Annotated in this window: 14 protein-coding genes; 5 read left to right on the forward strand and 9 right to left on the reverse strand. The window is 52.2% G+C overall.

Annotated features, from left to right (window positions below; all coding sequences use genetic code 11):
• Nucleotides 1-11: 11 nt before the first annotated feature.
• The 3 genes from EPA93_RS10760 to EPA93_RS10770 all read right to left on the reverse strand — a co-directional run bounded on the left by EPA93_RS10760 (nt 12) and on the right by EPA93_RS10770 (nt 1806).
• Entirely contained in the window at nt 12-392 is a 381-nt protein-coding gene (locus tag EPA93_RS10760; RefSeq protein WP_129887275.1) for a VOC family protein, read from the reverse strand.
• Nucleotides 393-495: 103 nt separating this feature from the next.
• The gene (locus tag EPA93_RS10765) at nt 496-1329 is read right to left on the reverse strand and encodes an AraC family transcriptional regulator (RefSeq protein ID WP_129887277.1); all 834 of its coding nucleotides are present in this window, start codon (nt 1327-1329) and stop codon (nt 496-498) included.
• Between the two features lie 210 nt (nt 1330-1539).
• Complete coding sequence (locus EPA93_RS10770) at nt 1540-1806, reverse strand: DUF6582 domain-containing protein (RefSeq protein ID WP_129887279.1); 267 nt, start codon at nt 1804-1806, stop codon at nt 1540-1542.
• A 307-nt stretch (nt 1807-2113) separates the two neighbouring features.
• Here EPA93_RS10770 and EPA93_RS10775 point away from each other — a divergent pair, with 307 nt between their 5' ends.
• Nucleotides 2114-2662 (forward strand): hypothetical protein, encoded by a 549-nt coding sequence (locus EPA93_RS10775; protein WP_129887281.1) that lies wholly within the window; start codon nt 2114-2116, stop codon nt 2660-2662.
• An 81-nt stretch (nt 2663-2743) separates the two neighbouring features.
• Here the strand turns inward: EPA93_RS10775 and EPA93_RS10780 are convergent, their stop codons facing one another.
• The 6 genes from EPA93_RS10780 to EPA93_RS10805 form a co-directional block, all read right to left on the reverse strand.
• Entirely contained in the window at nt 2744-4630 is a 1887-nt protein-coding gene (locus EPA93_RS10780; protein ID WP_129887283.1) for an APC family permease, read from the reverse strand.
• 871 nt (nt 4631-5501) lie between these two features.
• Nucleotides 5502-7277: a glycoside hydrolase family 2 protein gene (locus EPA93_RS10785; protein WP_129887285.1), complete on the reverse strand. Its 1776-nt coding sequence runs from the start codon at nt 7275-7277 to the stop codon at nt 5502-5504.
• Between the two features lie 77 nt (nt 7278-7354).
• The gene (locus EPA93_RS10790) at nt 7355-8104 is read right to left on the reverse strand and encodes an SDR family NAD(P)-dependent oxidoreductase (RefSeq protein ID WP_129887287.1); all 750 of its coding nucleotides are present in this window, start codon (nt 8102-8104) and stop codon (nt 7355-7357) included.
• 107 nt (nt 8105-8211) lie between these two features.
• Nucleotides 8212-9498, reverse strand: coding sequence for an aspartate aminotransferase family protein (locus tag EPA93_RS10795; RefSeq protein WP_129887289.1), 1287 nt, complete (start codon nt 9496-9498; stop codon nt 8212-8214).
• Between the two features lie 37 nt (nt 9499-9535).
• The gene (locus EPA93_RS10800; RefSeq protein ID WP_129887291.1) at nt 9536-10882 is read right to left on the reverse strand and encodes a family 4 glycosyl hydrolase; all 1347 of its coding nucleotides are present in this window, start codon (nt 10880-10882) and stop codon (nt 9536-9538) included.
• A gap of 43 nt (nt 10883-10925) precedes the next feature.
• The gene (locus tag EPA93_RS10805) at nt 10926-11642 is read right to left on the reverse strand and encodes a GntR family transcriptional regulator (protein ID WP_129887293.1); all 717 of its coding nucleotides are present in this window, start codon (nt 11640-11642) and stop codon (nt 10926-10928) included.
• Between the two features lie 505 nt (nt 11643-12147).
• On the opposite strand from EPA93_RS10805, the gene EPA93_RS10810 reads away from it, so the two are divergent.
• From EPA93_RS10810 to EPA93_RS10825, 4 genes are all read left to right on the forward strand, one after another.
• Nucleotides 12148-13500 (forward strand): ABC transporter substrate-binding protein, encoded by a 1353-nt coding sequence (locus EPA93_RS10810; protein WP_129894494.1) that lies wholly within the window; start codon nt 12148-12150, stop codon nt 13498-13500.
• A gap of 73 nt (nt 13501-13573) precedes the next feature.
• A complete protein-coding gene (locus tag EPA93_RS10815) occupies nt 13574-14542 on the forward strand; it encodes a carbohydrate ABC transporter permease (protein ID WP_207229504.1) in 969 nt (322 codons plus the stop codon).
• A 52-nt stretch (nt 14543-14594) separates the two neighbouring features.
• Complete coding sequence (locus EPA93_RS10820; protein ID WP_165423016.1) at nt 14595-15413, forward strand: carbohydrate ABC transporter permease; 819 nt, start codon at nt 14595-14597, stop codon at nt 15411-15413.
• Nucleotides 15414-15526: 113 nt separating this feature from the next.
• Nucleotides 15527-17251 (forward strand): dihydroxy-acid dehydratase, encoded by a 1725-nt coding sequence (locus tag EPA93_RS10825; RefSeq protein WP_129887297.1) that lies wholly within the window; start codon nt 15527-15529, stop codon nt 17249-17251.
• Nucleotides 17252-17391: the final 140 nt, after the last annotated feature.

The following is a 17391-nucleotide window of genomic DNA, read 5'->3' on the forward strand; positions in this document are numbered from 1 at the left end:
GGTCTCTCTTATCAGTTGGCTGAGAGCGAACCGAACTGGTGAAGAGTAATGCGATTACCATCGGGGTCACGCAGCAGCGCAAAGATGCCTCCATCCTGTCTGCTTGGCGCCTCAATGAACTCCACTCCCTGGGCCAGGAGCCGCTGATATTCTGCCTCTAAATCGTCCGAGTCGATCACCAGGCCCACGAACTTGCCGGGTACCAGCTCAGGAAACCAGGTGACTAAGGTCAGCGTTGTGGTGGCCCCGGCGGGTGCTACTTCAATCCAACGCATGCCTTCACCCCATGTATTATCCCGAACGCAGATCATACCCAGCGTGTCAACATAGAAGCGCTTAGCACGCTCCTGGTCAGTAACGGGGATCGAAATTACCGCAATATGTTTGAGCATATCCCTTCCTTTCCCTTGCAGTTTGGTTGTGGCTGAAAAGGAGTATAGCAACAAAGCGCGAGCGGGGTCTTGTAAAAATTAGACATTGGAGCTGCCGGTTGCTTTAGCGCGGATCTGTGGTGTAGCCATCGACAATGAGATGCTCCATTTTCATAAAGGCGCGCGGTGGTGCGCCTGCTAGCGCTCGGAAATCTTTGCTCATATGAGCTTGATCGCTATAGCCAGCTTCGTAGGCAAGCTGTACCAGAGGAAGCGTTTCAGAAGTTGTAAGCATGGTGCTGAGCGTATGTTGAAAGCGCACTATGCGCAAATATGTTTTAGGCATGAAGCCAATAGTGCGCTGGAATATGCGCTCGACCTGTTTAATGCTTATGTCCATTTGTTCGGCAAGCTGGGGAAGGCTAATTTGTCCTCTGCTCTCTTCAATTAGATGTAGAGCGGCAAGCGTACGCTTGAGTGAGGACGAAACCGCGCAGCGCTGGATAAGCCAGGCGTTAAGCAACTCTACACATTGCCCGAAAGATCTGGCCTCGGCTAGCTGCTCTTCGAGAAAGGAGATCTCATTTCCCCATAGCTGATGAAGATCGATCATACAGTCAGTGAGCTCATATGCTGACAAGGGCAGAAAGGCAGCAAGTCCGCCAGGGCGTAGCCGCACACTGAGATAGTGCGTTGGCCCTTCCTGTGCGACGCGATAGGCGCTACTGCGCCCTCCCAGCAGGAAGCTCCGGGTCTGGTATTGTGTGGACTGTTCTTTCCTACTCTGGCGTTTAGCTTTGCCTGCCAGCATGAACGTAATTTCGCAACGGCCATCGGCCGGCAATGGCTCAACCTTATCTGGAGGCGTTGATGGTGCCCGCATCATCCAGATGCATTCAACATATGGCTTGAGCAAGGGATTGACAATAGGCGCAGTTATATAAATACATGTGGACATAGGCTTTGCTATTTCCCCATAAGCTAAGCAGACCAAAGTCAGCGCAGAATTTGTTGCCAGGCCAGATTTTCGGAGAAGCGATAAACCAGAGTACAAGCTGATTTTCTAAGCTTGCAATCTATTATATCAGCACTATAACTGCCTGGTAAATAGATGCCGCCCGTTGCTTCGAGACGGCATATACAGACAAAGCTCATGGACACATGCACACTAATCCCTGGGAATAGGTCGACCGTTGCGCTTAAAGAGCTCGTGCCAGTTCTGCTCCTCTAGCTGGACATCGAACTTTTTTGCTGCCTGCTGAATACGCTTCCAGGCCTCATCGCGTTCTTTATTCGATACATCCTCAACCTGGTCAAAACGAGCCAGCGCTTCCTGAACATGACGTGCATCGACGAGTGGCTCTTTGCGTTCGCGTGGGAAGGCAAAGGCACTGGCCGGTAGCTTGTCACGATCTTTCTCGGAGAGTTTTGCCATACTGACCTCCTTTTTCTTTGTAGCTTCGTTTGGCTTACTCAAAAGAGATTTCCTGGTTATACACGTTTGAAGGACACGCAAAGATGATAGGTATCTTTGTGTGGAGCGTAGCGGCTGCTTACGCCGCGCCTAAACATATCTATCTGCAGAACATTGTGAGATGGAGATTCTTTTCGACTCGCCAAAAAAGATATATCGAAGTACTGAATTTTTACAACCTTGCCTTCGATGCAACGTATTGTTTACAGAACGAGATGCGTGTGAGCGAACAAAGTTGCGCTTTACAGTTACAAAGGAGCAATCACCCATGTGGAATGGATATCAGCCGAATCGTGGTGGGATACGATTTTTCCCGCATATTGTGCCGATAGCGTTTCCGCTAATTTTCCCATTCGGGATCGGCCTGCTTTTCTGGTTATCCACAGTGCTGTTCCATCTGGTGTTTCAGATATTAGGCGTTTTGATTCTTATTGCGGCTATAGTCTTTATTGTGCGTACAATAAAGTTGGGGAGCGCTAGCTCAGCCTGGAATTCTATGCTGAGCACGGGTAGCCAATGGCAGCAGCGTTTCACCTCACGCCAGCAGACGCCATTTTATCAGCCAACGCAGCAGCCCTACTACCAGCCAACGCAACAGTCGAGCCAGGAGCAGGCATCGCAGACGTATGGAGAGGGTTATCAGCCGCAGCAGCCCTACTATCAGCCAACGCAGCAGCCGAACCAGGAACAGCCGTATTATCGGCCAACGCAGCAGCCGAGCCAGGAGCAGCCGTATTATCGGCCCACTACCGAAAAGTCTGGCGAATATGAGCAGCCACGCCCTCAGTATCCTGAGAGCATGCCGCCAATGCAATAACTATCAAGTATAAGCCTGACAAAAAGACTGGACGCCCACAACGACGTCCAGCCCTTACTTTGTTATTGACTGTTCAGCTCTTTATGCGGGAGCAGGTCCAGTACTGCCCGCATCCTCTGTTCCTTCCGTTCCTCCGGGGTCCTCAACAGTGGTCTGAACCCCTTCAGGCTGGTATGCTGTAATAATGGCGGATATCTCCGGTGTTTTGTAGCCGGAATAGACGCCGCAGTAGAACATGATCAGGGAGAAGACAACGGCGATGAGCGTATCAAGTGGGAAGGGAATAGGTGGATTTTTAGAGGGACCAAAGGATGTAAAGTAGCCAAGGAGATAGAGCCCCATGACTAGCGCGATAAACCAGGCTGCGCGCCAGATTTCGTGCCTTTTATCGGGCGTTGTGGCGAACCACATATAGAGAGAGAAGAGGACGAAGGCGGCCAGGAACAGAACCCAGGTTAAAAGGAAACTGAGCTGGTGCGTTGTAAAAGGGCCAAAGTAAGCAAGCAGCAAGACGGCAACAAGCATGAGGATGCCGGCAATCGCACATCCAATAGGATTAACTCCCATCTTTGGCCCGGCATAGAACCAGGCATAGAGTGGAAGGCCGATAAAGACTGCAGCGATTACCCCGTTGAGGGTGGCAGTGCCTGACCAGTAGACAACCATGGCTGCGGCAATGAAGCCAATGGGCGCCAGTATTTGAGCTCCTCCCAGCTTATAGGGACGATGGAGTTCTGGGGCTGTACGGCGCAGGACCATCAAGCCTAGCCCGCCCATAATATACGTGAGCACGTTGGCATCTGTAATGAAACCGACGAGCTGGTACCAGCTAGGAACTGGGAGCAGGACAAGCCAGCCAATAATTGTTGAGGCGATCAGGGCAAAAACCGGAATGCCGGTTTTCTCGTTGACCCTTTTGAAAATCGCCGGAAGGTAGTTGTCAACGGCGATGCCATAAATCGTGCGGGCCGCCGTGCCAGCGTAGACCGCTCCAGTTCCGGCTGGCGAGATCCAGGCATCGATGAGGAGTAAGACTGAGAAGGCGCCCAGCAGGCCTATGCCCGAAGCATTTAAGGCGTGGTAGAGCGGCGCATTGGCCCAGGGTGAGGTTAGCAGGCTGGCCCAGTTGCCGGCCTGGACTCCCGCGTTTCCCCAGTTGAGCGCTCCAATAAAGGTGATCTGAAGAAGTGTATAGAGTATGGTTGCGACAATAACTGAGAGAATCGTTGCTCGCGGTACGTCCTTTTGGGGATTACGTGCCTCGCCTCCATAATCGAGGGCTTGGCGGAAACCTAGATAAGCAAAAACGATGCCGGAATTGGCCAGCGCCAGAAAGATGGGGGAAGTTCCCAGAGGGGCAAAACCGTAGGCAGTGAAATTTTTCCCCTTAAAGGCGAAGAACAACAGCAAGAAGGTAAGGGTAGGGATGATAAATTTCCACCAGGTGATAACTGTATTAAATCTGCCCAGAAACTTGATGCCGAAGTAATTAAGCAGGAAGAAGACGATAGTTAGCGCAATACCCAGTACAATACCCCAACCGACGAGTATTCCACCGGGAGCAACAATGCCAGGAATATAGTTGGAGGCATAAGGGATAACGGCTTCAGCTTCGATAACCGGCACCGTTACTGCAGTGAGAAAGTAGCTCCAGGCCAGGATAAAGCCTGCGTAACTTCCGTGGGTCAGGTGCGGATAACGGACGATCGCGCCTGTTCGTGGGAGCATGCCTGAGAGCTCAGCGTAGTTCATGGCGACAAAAAGAATGAGAATACCACCGATAATCCAGGATAAAATCACGGCTGGGCCGGCATAATGGCTCGCTTTGATCGTGGCAAGCAACCAACCAGAGCCAATGATTCCGCCCATACAGAGAAAAAACAGCTCTTGAAATGTGAGTGCCTTGCGTAAATGACGATCAGATTCCGCTTCAACAGGTTCAGCAGTTTGTAATCTGGTATCTGCCATGATGCCATAAACCTCCTGAAAATCGTGAGTCTGCAATGGCTCAAGAACATAACTGACGCACTATAGAGTTTCATGGCCCGAAGAAACATCTTTGTTCCTCTGGCTCTTTTGACTGCCTGTAAAGTAGTAGTTTAACCCATGAGTTGCGCCTTTCTTTTGCCTCGGGCAAACGACTAATGTGCTTGCCGTCACATACAAGCAGGTTGATGCTTCTGGTAAGGCCAGCATAGCTGTAGCCTGCTCATGTCCTGGCAAACATAGACACCGGGATATGTTAAGAGGGTTTCTGGCTAGATGGCAATGCTCCGTGGAATACAGCATGCATCAAGCATATTAAGCATAGGACGAAATAACAGGGGGAGGGGTTTACCAGCTCGTGTGAATGCTACGAGGATACTCCCGATGAAATCGTAAGCCTTTTAGAAGCATATACCACCTGCTCTTCTATTATGCATTGTAATAGATTTGTTTATATTATTCCAATAGACAATATATATTAAAAAGATAACTAAAAAGAATAAATTGGCCAGGAGCATAAGAACGAGTAGCTTATAAAAGGAAGAGCTTTATGAATTTTACCTGTTATCTGTGGGTAACTGAAGCTGCAGAACGAAATCCATGAGGCCATTTGGGGGCAGAGCCGCCAGCCCAGTTTCAGAAACTGGTACGCAAGTCTCAGGCCGTGAAGAATTGACTCCCTTGAAGCGTGATGCCGTCTTGGGAGAAGCTGCCCAGACTTGCGCCAGTTCAGCCCTTGCCTTTCCATTCCGCTGAGCGGGGCTATTTTTCTCATAGATTGTCAGGGAGGGTGGAGCGAGCCGATAGATCTGTTTACCTTATAACAGATCTATCGCTTTTGTTTGCCAGGGCTCTATTTTTCAATAGCCGCCTGGCGTGTCTGGACCGCACGCAGACGTTCCAGGTCAAACTTGGAAGAGCGGTCGAAAGCATAAATGCCATTCTGCTCCTGATAGACATCCGTCAGCTGTGTATAACAGTAGCCAAACATAGCAGGATGGTCCAGCAGGGCCTTGCATAGCCCTTCAAAGCGCTGATAGAACTCCTCTAGCGAGCGCACTGCGACGCCATAGCCCCAACTGGTATCGCCAGGCTCGCGCTCAGCGCTCCACCAGATGCCGCCAAATTCGCTGACGAAGAAGGGCTGTCCCCGGTAAGCGATGGAAATAGGCTTGCCATCGTGATCATTGATGTATGGCTTGCCATCCTCCAGCTGCGCGTAATGGTCAGTAAAGAGGGCCGGATCTTGCTCGTAGTCATGGCTATCATAAACATCGCTTTCTGGCACACGATGGCTATAGCCGGAGGCATCCAGTACGGGACGCGTGGGATCGAATAGTTTGATAGCCAGGAACATGGCGCGCGTTGCATCGTCAAGGGCGGTTATCTTATCGGTGAGAACCTGCCAGGTTTCGTTGAGCGCGCACCAGCCAATGATGGAAGGATGCGAGTAATCGCGCTCGATAGCCTCCAACCATTGGGCAACGTAGCTCACTCCAGGCTGTTGGTGATCAGTTACTGGTCCATAGCCACCACTGCCCCAATCGGGAAACTCGCCCCAGACAAGATAGCCTATGCGATCGGCGTGATAGAGGAAGCGCTCTTCGAAGACCTTCTGGTGCAGGCGCGCACCGTTGAAGCCTGCGGCAATGCTCAGCTCGATATCGTGGCGCAAGGCCTCATCGCTTGGGGCGGTCATAATGCCATCGGGATAGTAACCCTGGTCGAGCACAAGGCGCTGGAAGATCGTCTCGCCATTAATGGTAATCGCTTTGCCATTGATAGCGACGCTACGCAGACCGGCATAGCTGCTGGCCTGATCAATCAGCGTTTCCCCATCCAGCAATTGAATATCAAGATCGTAGAGGTGCGGGTTCTGGGGTGACCAGAGTTGGCGCCGCTCAGCTGGAATGGGCAGGTCAAGCTGGGGTGAGAGATCATGGTCCGTGGAACAGCGGGCAACGCAGACAGTCCCCTCACTATCGCGCAGTGTTGCCTGCACTACCAGGCCCGCACGCCGTCCGTCGAGTGGCTGGACCAGATGGAACATGCCATTGGCAACGTCGGGGGTGATGCGTGGGCGACGAAGTGCGACCTCTGGAACTGGCTCCAGCCAGACGGTTTGCCAGATGCCGGTTGTGCGCGTATAGAAACAGGAGTAATTGTCGTAGCGCTGTGACTGCTTGCCACGCGCCTGCGCTGGACGAGCGTCGTCGCGCGCCCGAACAACGATAGTTACCTCGCTACCGGCCAAACCGCCGGGTAGTTCCACACTGAATGGGGTAAAACCGCCGCGATGGCGGCCTAACTCCTGTCCGTTGACCCAGACCGTGGCGTCGTAATCAACTGCCTGAAAATGCAATTGCACACGCTGTCCACTCCATTCAGCTGGAATAGTCACCCTGCGTCGATACCAGACGGCGGGCATAAAATCAGTGTTGCCGATGCCCGAAAGCTCCGATTCGGGACAGAATGGGACCATAATTCGGTCCTGTAGCTCCCGCTGGAGCAGTCCACGTTCGAGACCGCTATCGCCAGCGTCGATCTCGAATTGCCATTCGCCATTCAGACAAAGCCAGCGAGAGCGCTCAAATTGGGGACGCGGATATTCTGGGCGAGGTAAAGCCATACAAAAACACTCCTTGTGAAAATACATTGGTAAATGCGATAACCAAAATAGATGGGCCGCCGGCCTGGAAAAAGCTGTTACTGCGACAATTGTCCGCCATCGAGCAATAGCTCCGTCCCATGCATAAACGAGGCATCATCTGAGGCCAGGAAGGCATAGGCGGCGGCTACCTCAGCGGGGCGACCGAGCCTCCCCAGAGGGATGTTATTTACGTAAGCCGCAATAAATTCAGGCGAGTCGATAGACTCAGCAAGAGGGGTCAGGATATAGCCGGGGCAAAGCGCGTTCACGCGAATGTTGTGCGGACCAAGTTCCAGCGCCATCGTTTTCATCAGCATCACGACAGCGCCTTTAGAAGCATTGTAATGAGCATATTTCACCTCGCCGGCAAGCCCGTTTTTTGAAGACATCAGGACAATTGCGCCGCCTTTCCCACGAGCCACCATACGCCTGGCAACCTCGCGCGCAACCAGGAACATTCCGCGCAGATTGACGGCAATAATCTTGTCCCAATGTTCGGCGGTAATTTCCAGAAAGGGTTCTTCCCAGGCAATGCCCGCATTATCGATTAAAATATCGATCCCGCCTAGCGCGTGTTCCGCTTGTGCTACGAGGTCTAACACCTGATCTTCAACGCTGACATCGCAAGCGATGCCTTGAATCTTTCCAAGCTTTGCCAGCTTCTCTACAGTTTGCTCAACCTCTTCCCGCTCCAGCCCGCAAATAAACACCTGCGAGCCTTCTTCAAGAAAACGCTGGGCTGTGGCCTGTCCGATGCCCCTGCTTCCGCCCGTGATCAAAACACTTTTTCCTTTAAGACCGCGCATAAGATATCCTTCCTCTAGCAAGTAGTTCAATCAACCTTTACATGAAGACGGCTGAATCGCTGTGGATTCAGCCAGGAAGCCTGCTAAGAAGTGCTTCAACTCTGCACCTAAAGCTCTCGCAAAACTGCCTCGGCTACCTCAAGTGTTTCAGCGATATCAGCGCTGGTGTGCGCCAGGCTGATATGGTTGCGTTTAAGGTTGACTGGTAACTCATAGATGCCACGCGCAATCATTTTGCGGCGGTACGCAACAAACTTTGTGGCATCATTGCGTAACAAATCGGCGTAGCTCTCAATGGGCGGCTCCATGAAATACACGAGAAAGATCGAGCCAAAGCCAGCCACGGTGGCTTTGAGACTATACTTCTGGATGATATCACACAATCCCTGACGCATGCGAGCACCCAGGCCGAAGATATGGGCATAACTTTCAGAGCGTTCGAGGATCTCAAGCGTGGCAAGGGCTGCCGCTACCCCGACTGGATGGGCGTTAAATGTCCCGGCAAAGAAGACATCCCCACCCGGTTTACAGTGATCAAGCAAGTCGGCTCGCCCGGCCAGCATGGCCAGAGGATAGCCATTAGCAATAGCTTTTGCCATTGTGGTTAAATCGGGGGTGATGCCAAGCACCTTTTGATAACCGCCAAGCCCATGCCGGAAGCCAGTTACTACTTCATCAAAGATGAGCACGGACCCGTATTGGCGCGTGAGATCGCGCAATCCCTTCACAAATGCTGGCTGCGGCAAAACGCAGCCGATGTTATGTGGAATGAGCTCAAGGATGATCGCGGCGATCTCCTGTCCCTGCTGCTCTAAGGTCTGGCGTACGGCTTCAAGGTCGTTGAAAGGCAAGACCAGCGTATTCTCCACAGCTTCTGGCAGCATACCCGCCGAGAGAGGATCTTTCTGACCGAGCTTCTCGGCTGGGCTGATTACGTTCATTAAAATAGCATCGTGCCAGCCATGGTAGCAGCCCTGAAATTTGATGATCTTGCGTCGACCCGTCACGGCGCGCGCTAAGCGCAAGGCTGCATAGGTTGCCTCCGAACCTGAATTACAGAAGAGGACCTTTTCGGCGCACGGGATGTGTTGACACAATTTGGCGGCCAGCTGCGCCTCTAGCTCGTTGGAGCCAACGCCAACGACGTCTATCTGGCTAAGGGTTTCTATAACGCGTTGATTGACCTCTTGATTGCAGTGTCCCAACAGCGGAGGGCCAAAGGCTGCGTGATAGTCGATATAGCGTTTCCCTTCGGCATCAAAAATATAAGCCCCTTGCGCGCAGGTAAAGACAAGATTCGGCTCTACAAGACGATTCGCGCTACTGACGCCGCCGGGTATAGAACGTTGGGCAAGCTCAATGATCGCTTGCGAGCGTGCTGCGGTACTGCTCATGCCGTGTTATCCTTCCTCAAAATCTTTTGTCTGCACTCTACTGATAATACTCGCGCATTTTGCCGTGACCTGGCAGCGCCAGAATTTCCGCCAGTAAGGCTTCTGCTTGCTCCTCTGAGCGCGTCCAGGGGTCCATCATGATCAAATCGAGCAGCAGTTGTTTGCTGCCCTGGCTGTAGGCTTCCAGCTCAAGATTCCAGGGCGCTACGCAATCACGTAGAGCATAGGCCAGCGGTCCAGCCGGCAAGCCATGCGTCTGGATACCTTCAATACCGCGCTTGCTAACCAGGGCTGGGATCTCTGCGGCAAAATCGTGCGGGATACCGGGGACGTAACCACCTTTGTTCTGCACATTGACGATCATGACGCGAGCTACATCGCAGGCAAGAGACTCGATCAAGGGAATGATACTCTCTTGCGAGAGATTTGGCGGATAGTGCTCGGTGACTTTTACCTGCGTATCTTCGCCGATGCGTTTAATCCTGGCCACTCCTTGCTCGGTGTGCGCAAAGTAGTTACGCCACCATTGCTCCGGGTCCTCCCGCCAGCGCTGCTCGGTTGCCCTGTCGGCATGATACCACCATCCCCATGAACCGCCGCCAACCGTGCCAGTATCCCCAATGGGAAATGCCCCAAAGCGCTTATAGAGGTCTACTTGCTTGGGACTGAGGCTGCCATCAGTGTTTTTCGCCCAGTACTGCTCTGCCTCTGTTTCGATCCATGTGTCAAGGAGCGGAAAAATATCCTGGCCCTTGTGGTAAGCCCGAGTTAGCCAGATGAAGTGATTGACTCCCGGTATCTCGAAGGTCAGGTGTTCACGCTCCAGGCCCAGGACGCTGGCGAGCTTATAGATCTCTGCGTAGCCATGGCACAGGCCAACAATCTTTGCCTGCGGATATTTGCGAGCCAGATACGTTATGCCGCCCATCACGGGATTGGCTGATTGCACGTACCAGGCATCCGGGCATATGCTAAGGATATCCTTGATAAGCTCTTCAAAGAGTTGTAACTGGTAAAAATTTGTCCAGAATGGTTCATCATGCATAATATGCAGGCTGCCGCCAAAGCGATATCCCTGTTTGCGGGCTATCTCCCAGCCAGCGCGCAAGGAGTCATGACCTCCAACAAGCGCCGTATTAATGACAAAGTTTGCACCCTGTAGAGCCTGGCGACGATCAGTGGTTTTTTCAAGCTGCAAGGTGCTGCCAACTTCCCTGGCGTAGCGCACACAGAGTTGATAGCTAGCATCCAGGCGTTCCTGATCGATATCCATAAAACAGATGCTGCTCCCTTGCAGGTTAGGCGTCAGGCAGATATCACGGATAATATTGAGCGAAAATACGCTACTGCCAGCCCCAATGATGCTGATTTTTGTTGTCATCATCTCGCCTTTCTCTAGTGAATGCTACTCTTTTTCGTCTGTTGCTCTACTCATCTGCGCGCACGGCTGCCACTTTCTGAAACTCCTTGGCATTGAAGAATGGAGAAAAACGGTCCCGCACTGATTGCGAATGATAGGCCACCAGGCGCGCCGCCGCTTCTGGATCGCGTTGTTTAATCGCTTGGAAAATTGCTTCGTGTTCCTGGTTCGAGAGACCCATCCGCGTTGTATCCAGAATTGACACATAGCTGAGCAGATAGAGGTCTGTACGCTCCTCGTTGTTGACGACAAAATCCATGAGCGGCTGATTATCTGCGGCCATGCCAACGGCGCGATGAAAATCTCTTCCAGAGCGCAGAATGCCAGGAACATCATTGCTGGAGGCGCATTGCTTGCCAAAGGTGATGGCATCTTCCATAGCGCCGAGTTGTGCCGCGCTGGCCAGCAGGGCCGCCCGACGAACCAGATAAGGCTCAACAACTTCATTGGCGACAAAGAGCGCAATGAACTCCTCGTTTGTCATCTCGCGTACATGAAACCCTCGACCATTGCGCGGCGCGATAAGGCCTTCGTGCTGGAGAATTGCCAGCGCTTCGCGAATGGGGGTGCGGCTCATTTGCAGCCTTGTCGCAATTTCTTCTTCGATGAGGGCCTGCCCATAGCCGAAATCACCTGAGAGTATGGCTTCTTTGATGGCGTGATAGGCGGCCTCTCTATATCCCGGAGCCTTTTGTCCTTCAAAAGGACGGAGCTGTCTCTTCATACTATGTACCTTTGTTTATTTCCTTGCCACGACAATAATTTCTGTGCTTTTGTATACAAAAATACAATAAAGTTTGCCGCCTGTCAATGAGAATTGGCCGCAATGTGGCTGTTTGAGAGATGAAATAACTGTTAAAAATAGATTTAAATGCAATTTGTAGATGTGGAATTGTGATTGCCTGGATTAATCCCTTGACAGGGCCAATAATTTTCTGCTACCATCGTATCCATAACAGATCAATATTTCAAATCTTGTATACAAAGATCTTTTCAGTCTGCGGCAGGTTGGTGCGCCCAATATTTAAAATTGTCTATTTGACCGGAGATGAAGGCAGGTCGCTTACTTGCCTTCGTCCGAACCCTAGCCTGTCGACAGAACCGAATGCAGGCCTGCTGAGGAGGCGTGATGACACGGCGCAAACTCCTCAAAATTGCTTTGAGTTCCATACAGAGTAATCCCGTCGTTCCCTGGCTAAAAGAGGTGCATAGGCAAAAGGAGTAAGGTTATGCTCAGCAAGAACCTATCCCGCCGCGAATTTCTACAGACGAGTGGCGCTGTAGTAGGTGGTGCGGCCATGTTAGCTGCCTGCGGCGGATCGGGCAGTACCAATCCGGGTTCAGCCGGACCCGTCACCATCAAATTTTGGAATGCGACATACGCAACGTCGAGCTCCAGCGATAAGAGCAAGAAGAAAGATCAATACTATATTTATCAGGCCATCAAACGTTTTAATGCCCAGAATCCCGGCATCACGGTCCAGATTCAGGATGTGCCCACGACGGCTGAGATGTTCACGCGCTATCGTGTAGCAAGCATTGCCCGCAACGGTCCCGATGTCATGGGGATGTGGTCGGGCAATTACATGTTACAGTTTAAACATTATTTGGAGCCACTCGATACATATTTCACGCCACAAGAAATGTCAAGGATCAGAGGTTGGAACGCTGTCACAGACGGCTTCAAAGAGGGAGCCGGCAAAATCTACGGAGTACCTAATGCTTCCGATGGCATATCAATGGTGTACTACAATAAGAAAGCCCTGGCCAAGGCTGGCATCAATACGGATGCAGACTGGCCCAAGGATTTTGCGGCTTTCCTCACCATGCTGGCGAAAATCAAAGCTACAGGCATAACTCCCCTGGCCTTATTTGATGATGGGTATATCATGTTCAGCCTTGACTACTGGATTGCCCAAATCGTCGGCGGGAGCCCTGGCATTAACGATCTCGTTTCAGGGAAGCGCAACTTTAGCGATCCCCAAGTGGTGGAAGCGATCCAACAATGGACCCAACTTGCCCAATATAGCATGCAGGGCGCCCCAACGACGACAGGAGACCAAGCGTATCAATTCTTATTTCAGGGGAAAGCCGCTATGACTATCTCCGGTCCCTGGCCCTTCTATGATATGAGAAAGGCCCTGGGAGACGATCTGGGCCTTCACAAACTGCCTGATTATAGCGAGAAAGTTTCCCTGCGCAATACAGGTATTGGCGGTGCGGGAACAGCGTTAATAGTTTCAAACTACTCTAAACACAAGGCCGAAGCCGTCAAATTTATCAAATTTTTGCTAAGCCAGCCCGAGCAAACCCAGCAGGCCGTAGCAAATACGGGCACGCTGCTCAACGTCACGGACGTAGATTTTGCCACAGTCTATAAAGATCCTTTGCGCGTGCAACAGCAGCAATGGGGCTTAGAGCCTTCTACGATGTTCTGGCCTGATAATGTCTACCCGGCCGAGCTGACCAATGAGCTAAGAGCTCAGGCGCAGCTGGCCTGGACTGGCAAGATTACGCCCCAGCAGTTCATGAGCAGGCTTGATGCAAAACGAGATGAGATCCTCAAGTCGCCCCAACAATAAACTTGTGCGCCGACCACGTTGCGGCTTCATCTCTTCTCCGCAGCGCCTATGTTAAGGAGAGATGGAGCACAATATGAGAAAGGGAACACCGATGAGCATGCTTAAATCCGCGAGCCGGGCCTTGGCCAGGACGTCCTCCAGGTCCTCAGCCGCCCCGCGATCCTCTCGGTTGACCTTAAAACAAAAAGAAGGTCTAACAGCGTATCTATCGCTCCTGCCCGCAATACTGCTGGTGGCTATTCTGGTCTGGTATCCGCTAACAACCGCAATCTATCATAGCTTTACCCTCTGGGATGGCGAGAACGCGGTCTGGGTTGGTCTCAAAAATTATGTGACCATCTTCAGTTCGGGCGATCTATGGCTGTTGTTGCGCACCAATCTGATCTTTTTCCTCTCCATCCCTGGCATCCTGCTGATTGCTATGATGGTTTCGATCCTGCTTTTTGACCGCATCCCGGGCTGGCGGTTTTTTCGCTCTGTCTACTACATACCAACCATCCTCTCTACTGTGGTCATTGGCTATTTAATGAATACGCTCTTTAACGCGGAAGGGGCCGTTAACGCTTTCCTCAAGATGGTTGGACTGGGAGGGTGGGCACAATCCTGGTTCGATGCGGCCCCCACTGCCTTTCTTGTGCTCATCCTGGCTTTCTACTGGCAGACGTTAGGGCAGGGCGTGCTGGTCTTTCTCGCTGGCCTCTCGGCGATTTCCAATGAATTATTGGAGGCCGCACGTATCGATGGCGCTAACTGGTGGCAACGGCTATTCAGAATACTCTTCCCTCTCTTAGCTCCTTCCATCTCCTACTTTATGATCACCAACACCATCTATATTTTCATCGGCTTATTTGCGCTGGTCTACTCGATCACGCATGGCGGCCCGGGCTATGAAACGACTCCCATTGATTACATGATCTATCTCAAAGCCTTTGAGACTGGCGATCTCAGCTATGCGTCGGCGCTCTCGGTCATTTTGCTGCTCGTGGTCTCAGTTATATCCTGGATTCAAATACGCGCACTTGATATGTTAGGGGCCGATTAACCAGCGGCAGGAAAGAAGGAGGTATAGGTATACTGCGATGAGAAAAGCAATAATGTCGATCAAACGTGCGGGTCTCGTGAGCATTCTGGCCCTCTTCGCGGCTGCTGCTCTCTATCCCATGCTTTTTATGATCTTGACAAGCTTTAGAACTTCGGTGGAATATCTGCGCAATCCGTTAGGTTGGCCGCAAACCTTCACCTATTTTGATAATATCGTGGCAATGTTCAACAATTTTGATGTTGTACATCTTCTGCTGAATACAATTGGCTATATTGCCCTGGCAGCGACCATATCGCTCTCAGTCAGTATCCCGGCTGCCTTTGCCCTGGCCAAGCTGCGCTTTCCCTTGCGCTTCTTCTTCCTTATGCTTATGGTTGCCAGCATGGTGATCCCAGGCATCACCTTTATTCTGCCAGACTATCTCTTGATGACGAACCTGGGTCTTGTTGACAATTTCTGGTCAGTAGTTCTGTTATGGGCGGCGACGAGCCTGCCAGGCTCAATCTTTCTGCTCACCACGCTGATGAGGGGGCTACCTAACGAGATCCTTGATGCGACGAAAGTTGATGGTGCAAACTATTTTCATCTTATGACGAAGGTAGTGATCCCAATCAGCGCGCCAGGTATTGTGACTATCACGATTTTTAATGTAACGGGCTGGTGGAACGATCTGCTGATCCCTCTGGTCTTTCTGCAGACTGATGCGAACAAGACGCTTACGGCGGCCATTGCCACAATTGCTGGGCGTTATGGCACCGATTTTCCCTTGTTGATGAGTGGCTTGCTTATGGCCTCGCTGCCACCCGTGCTGATCTACATTTTCCTGCAAAGCTACATTCGCAAGGGTATGGTCATCGGCGCGGTGAAATAAGTAGCTGGAGAGAAATGTATGGCTGCTGGCAGTTGGCGGCTAAGCAAATATTTTTACTGAAAGGGAGAGAAGAGTTCCCTTGCATATAACAGCACAGAGAAGGAAAGACAAACATGGTATGGCGTAGTGCAGAGTGGTTTGCCGGAAGAGATGAGTTGGGGCCGCAGAGTCGCTCAGTCCTGCGATCTCTCGGTTGGACGCCAGAGTTTTTTACTGGTAAGCCGGTGATCGGCATTGCAAACTCCTGGAGCGAACTAAATAACTGTCATCTCGGCTTCAAGCTGATGGCAGAAGCCGTCAAGCGTGGCGTGATCGCGGCGGGCGGCGTGCCCCTTGAGTTCAATACTATCTCGCTGGGCGAGGAGCTGATGAAGCCTAGCGCTATGCTATATCGTAATCTGCTGGCGATGGAGATCGAGGAGACGCTGCGTGCATATCCTCTCGATGGCGTGGTCTTGCTGACCGGCTGCGATAAAACAACGCCGGCCCAATTGATGGGCGTGGCCAGCGCAAACCTACCGGCCATCCAGGTCTGTGCTGGACCCAAGAGGGCCGGGCGTTGGCGCGGGCAAGAATTAGGTTCCGGGACTGATCTCTGGCACTATCTTGATGAATATCGGACTGGCAAGATCAACAAGCAAGATTGGCATGCCATCGAGGAGATGTATTCCAGCGGGATGGGCACATGCAATACGATGGGAACTGCCTCCACAATGACGGTCTTATCAGAAGCGCTTGGTATGATGCTCCCGGGGACGGCTACTATTCCGGCGACCAATGCGCAGCGCCTGGCCGCCGCCGAACTGAGCGGGCGCCGGGCCGTGGAGTTAGTGCAGAAGGATTTGAGGCCGGCGCAGATCATGACGCGCGAGGCTTTTGAAAACGCCTTGCGTGTGTTTATGGCGATCGCTGGCTCGACCAACGCGGTTATTCATTTGATCGCCATTGCCGGCAGGCTGCGCGTCCCTCTCACGCTTGCTGATTTCGATGATTTTGCGCGTACCACGCCGATTCTCTTAAACCTTCAGCCATCCGGGGAGAAGCTTATGGCGGACTTCGATGCCGCAGGAGGCACGCTGGCCTTGCTGCAGGAATTGCGCGATCTGCTGCATCTAGAGTGTCTCACGGTGACTGGGGAGCCGTTGGGCGAGAGCCTTAAGGTGAGCACCTATGCTGATCCTACGGTGATCTACCCACGAGATAAACCGCTGGCTCCAGCGGGAGCTCTAGCCGTGCTACGTGGAAATCTTGCTCCTCACGGGGCCATCTTACGAACGACGACGGCTTCTGCCCATCTGCACAAACACTGTGGGCCGGCCCTGGTATTTGACACTTACGAAGATATGTTGGCCCGCATCGATGATCCTGCTTTGCCCGTCACTGCGGATTCAGTGTTAGTATTGCGCAATGCTGGTGCTGTGGGCGTCCCTGGTCTCCCCGAATGGGGCTCTATTCCGATACCAAAGAAACTTTTGCTGCAGGGGATCAAGGACGTTGTGCGGATTAGCGATTCGCGTATGAGTGGGACAAGTTCGGGCACAATCATCCTCCACGTGGCCCCGGAGGCCGCTGTTGGCGGTCCGCTAGCGTTTGTCAAGGATGGCGATCTGATCGAGCTTGATGTTGAGGAGCGTCAGCTCATCTGGCATATAGCAGAGCATGAACTGGCGAAGCGCCAGGCCCAATGGCAGCCGCCGCGCTCCAGACATGGGCGGGGCTATCCCCGTTTATATGCTGAGCATGTGCTGCAGCCTGACCAGGGATGCGATTTTGATTTCCTGCGCCCCGCAACACAGGCCGACCTTACCTTTGTGCCTCCCACTGTCGGGCGTTCATAATGCTGCAAGGCTTGAGCCAATCATTAATGAAAGATCACTTGAAAATGTCCTGGAGCACAGGACTTTTCAAGTGATCGCTAAAGGATTTCTATTGCCCGATGAACTATGCCAGCCATCTCTCTGCGTATATTGTGGTCAAT

Origin of the sequence: Ktedonosporobacter rubrisoli (genome assembly GCF_004208415.1) — a bacterium.
GTDB lineage: Bacteria > Chloroflexota > Ktedonobacteria > Ktedonobacterales > Ktedonobacteraceae > Ktedonosporobacter > Ktedonosporobacter rubrisoli.

Coding starts and splice junctions, on each gene's coding strand:
- EPA93_RS10760 (WP_129887275.1), bottom strand. CDS start 392: ATGCTCAAACATATTGCGGTAATTTCGATCCCCGTTACTGACCAGGAG.
- EPA93_RS10765 (WP_129887277.1), bottom strand. CDS start 1,329: ATGTCCACATGTATTTATATAACTGCGCCTATTGTCAATCCCTTGCTC.
- EPA93_RS10770 (WP_129887279.1), bottom strand. CDS start 1,806: ATGGCAAAACTCTCCGAGAAAGATCGTGACAAGCTACCGGCCAGTGCC.
- EPA93_RS10775 (WP_129887281.1), top strand. CDS start 2,114: ATGTGGAATGGATATCAGCCGAATCGTGGTGGGATACGATTTTTCCCG.
- EPA93_RS10780 (WP_129887283.1), bottom strand. CDS start 4,630: ATGGCAGATACCAGATTACAAACTGCTGAACCTGTTGAAGCGGAATCT.
- EPA93_RS10785 (WP_129887285.1), bottom strand. CDS start 7,277: ATGGCTTTACCTCGCCCAGAATATCCGCGTCCCCAATTTGAGCGCTCT.
- EPA93_RS10790 (WP_129887287.1), bottom strand. CDS start 8,104: ATGCGCGGTCTTAAAGGAAAAAGTGTTTTGATCACGGGCGGAAGCAGG.
- EPA93_RS10795 (WP_129887289.1), bottom strand. CDS start 9,498: ATGAGCAGTACCGCAGCACGCTCGCAAGCGATCATTGAGCTTGCCCAA.
- EPA93_RS10800 (WP_129887291.1), bottom strand. CDS start 10,882: ATGATGACAACAAAAATCAGCATCATTGGGGCTGGCAGTAGCGTATTT.
- EPA93_RS10805 (WP_129887293.1), bottom strand. CDS start 11,642: ATGAAGAGACAGCTCCGTCCTTTTGAAGGACAAAAGGCTCCGGGATAT.
- EPA93_RS10810 (WP_129894494.1), top strand. CDS start 12,148: ATGCTCAGCAAGAACCTATCCCGCCGCGAATTTCTACAGACGAGTGGC.
- EPA93_RS10815 (WP_207229504.1), top strand. CDS start 13,574: ATGAGAAAGGGAACACCGATGAGCATGCTTAAATCCGCGAGCCGGGCC.
- EPA93_RS10820 (WP_165423016.1), top strand. CDS start 14,595: ATGTCGATCAAACGTGCGGGTCTCGTGAGCATTCTGGCCCTCTTCGCG.
- EPA93_RS10825 (WP_129887297.1), top strand. CDS start 15,527: ATGGTATGGCGTAGTGCAGAGTGGTTTGCCGGAAGAGATGAGTTGGGG.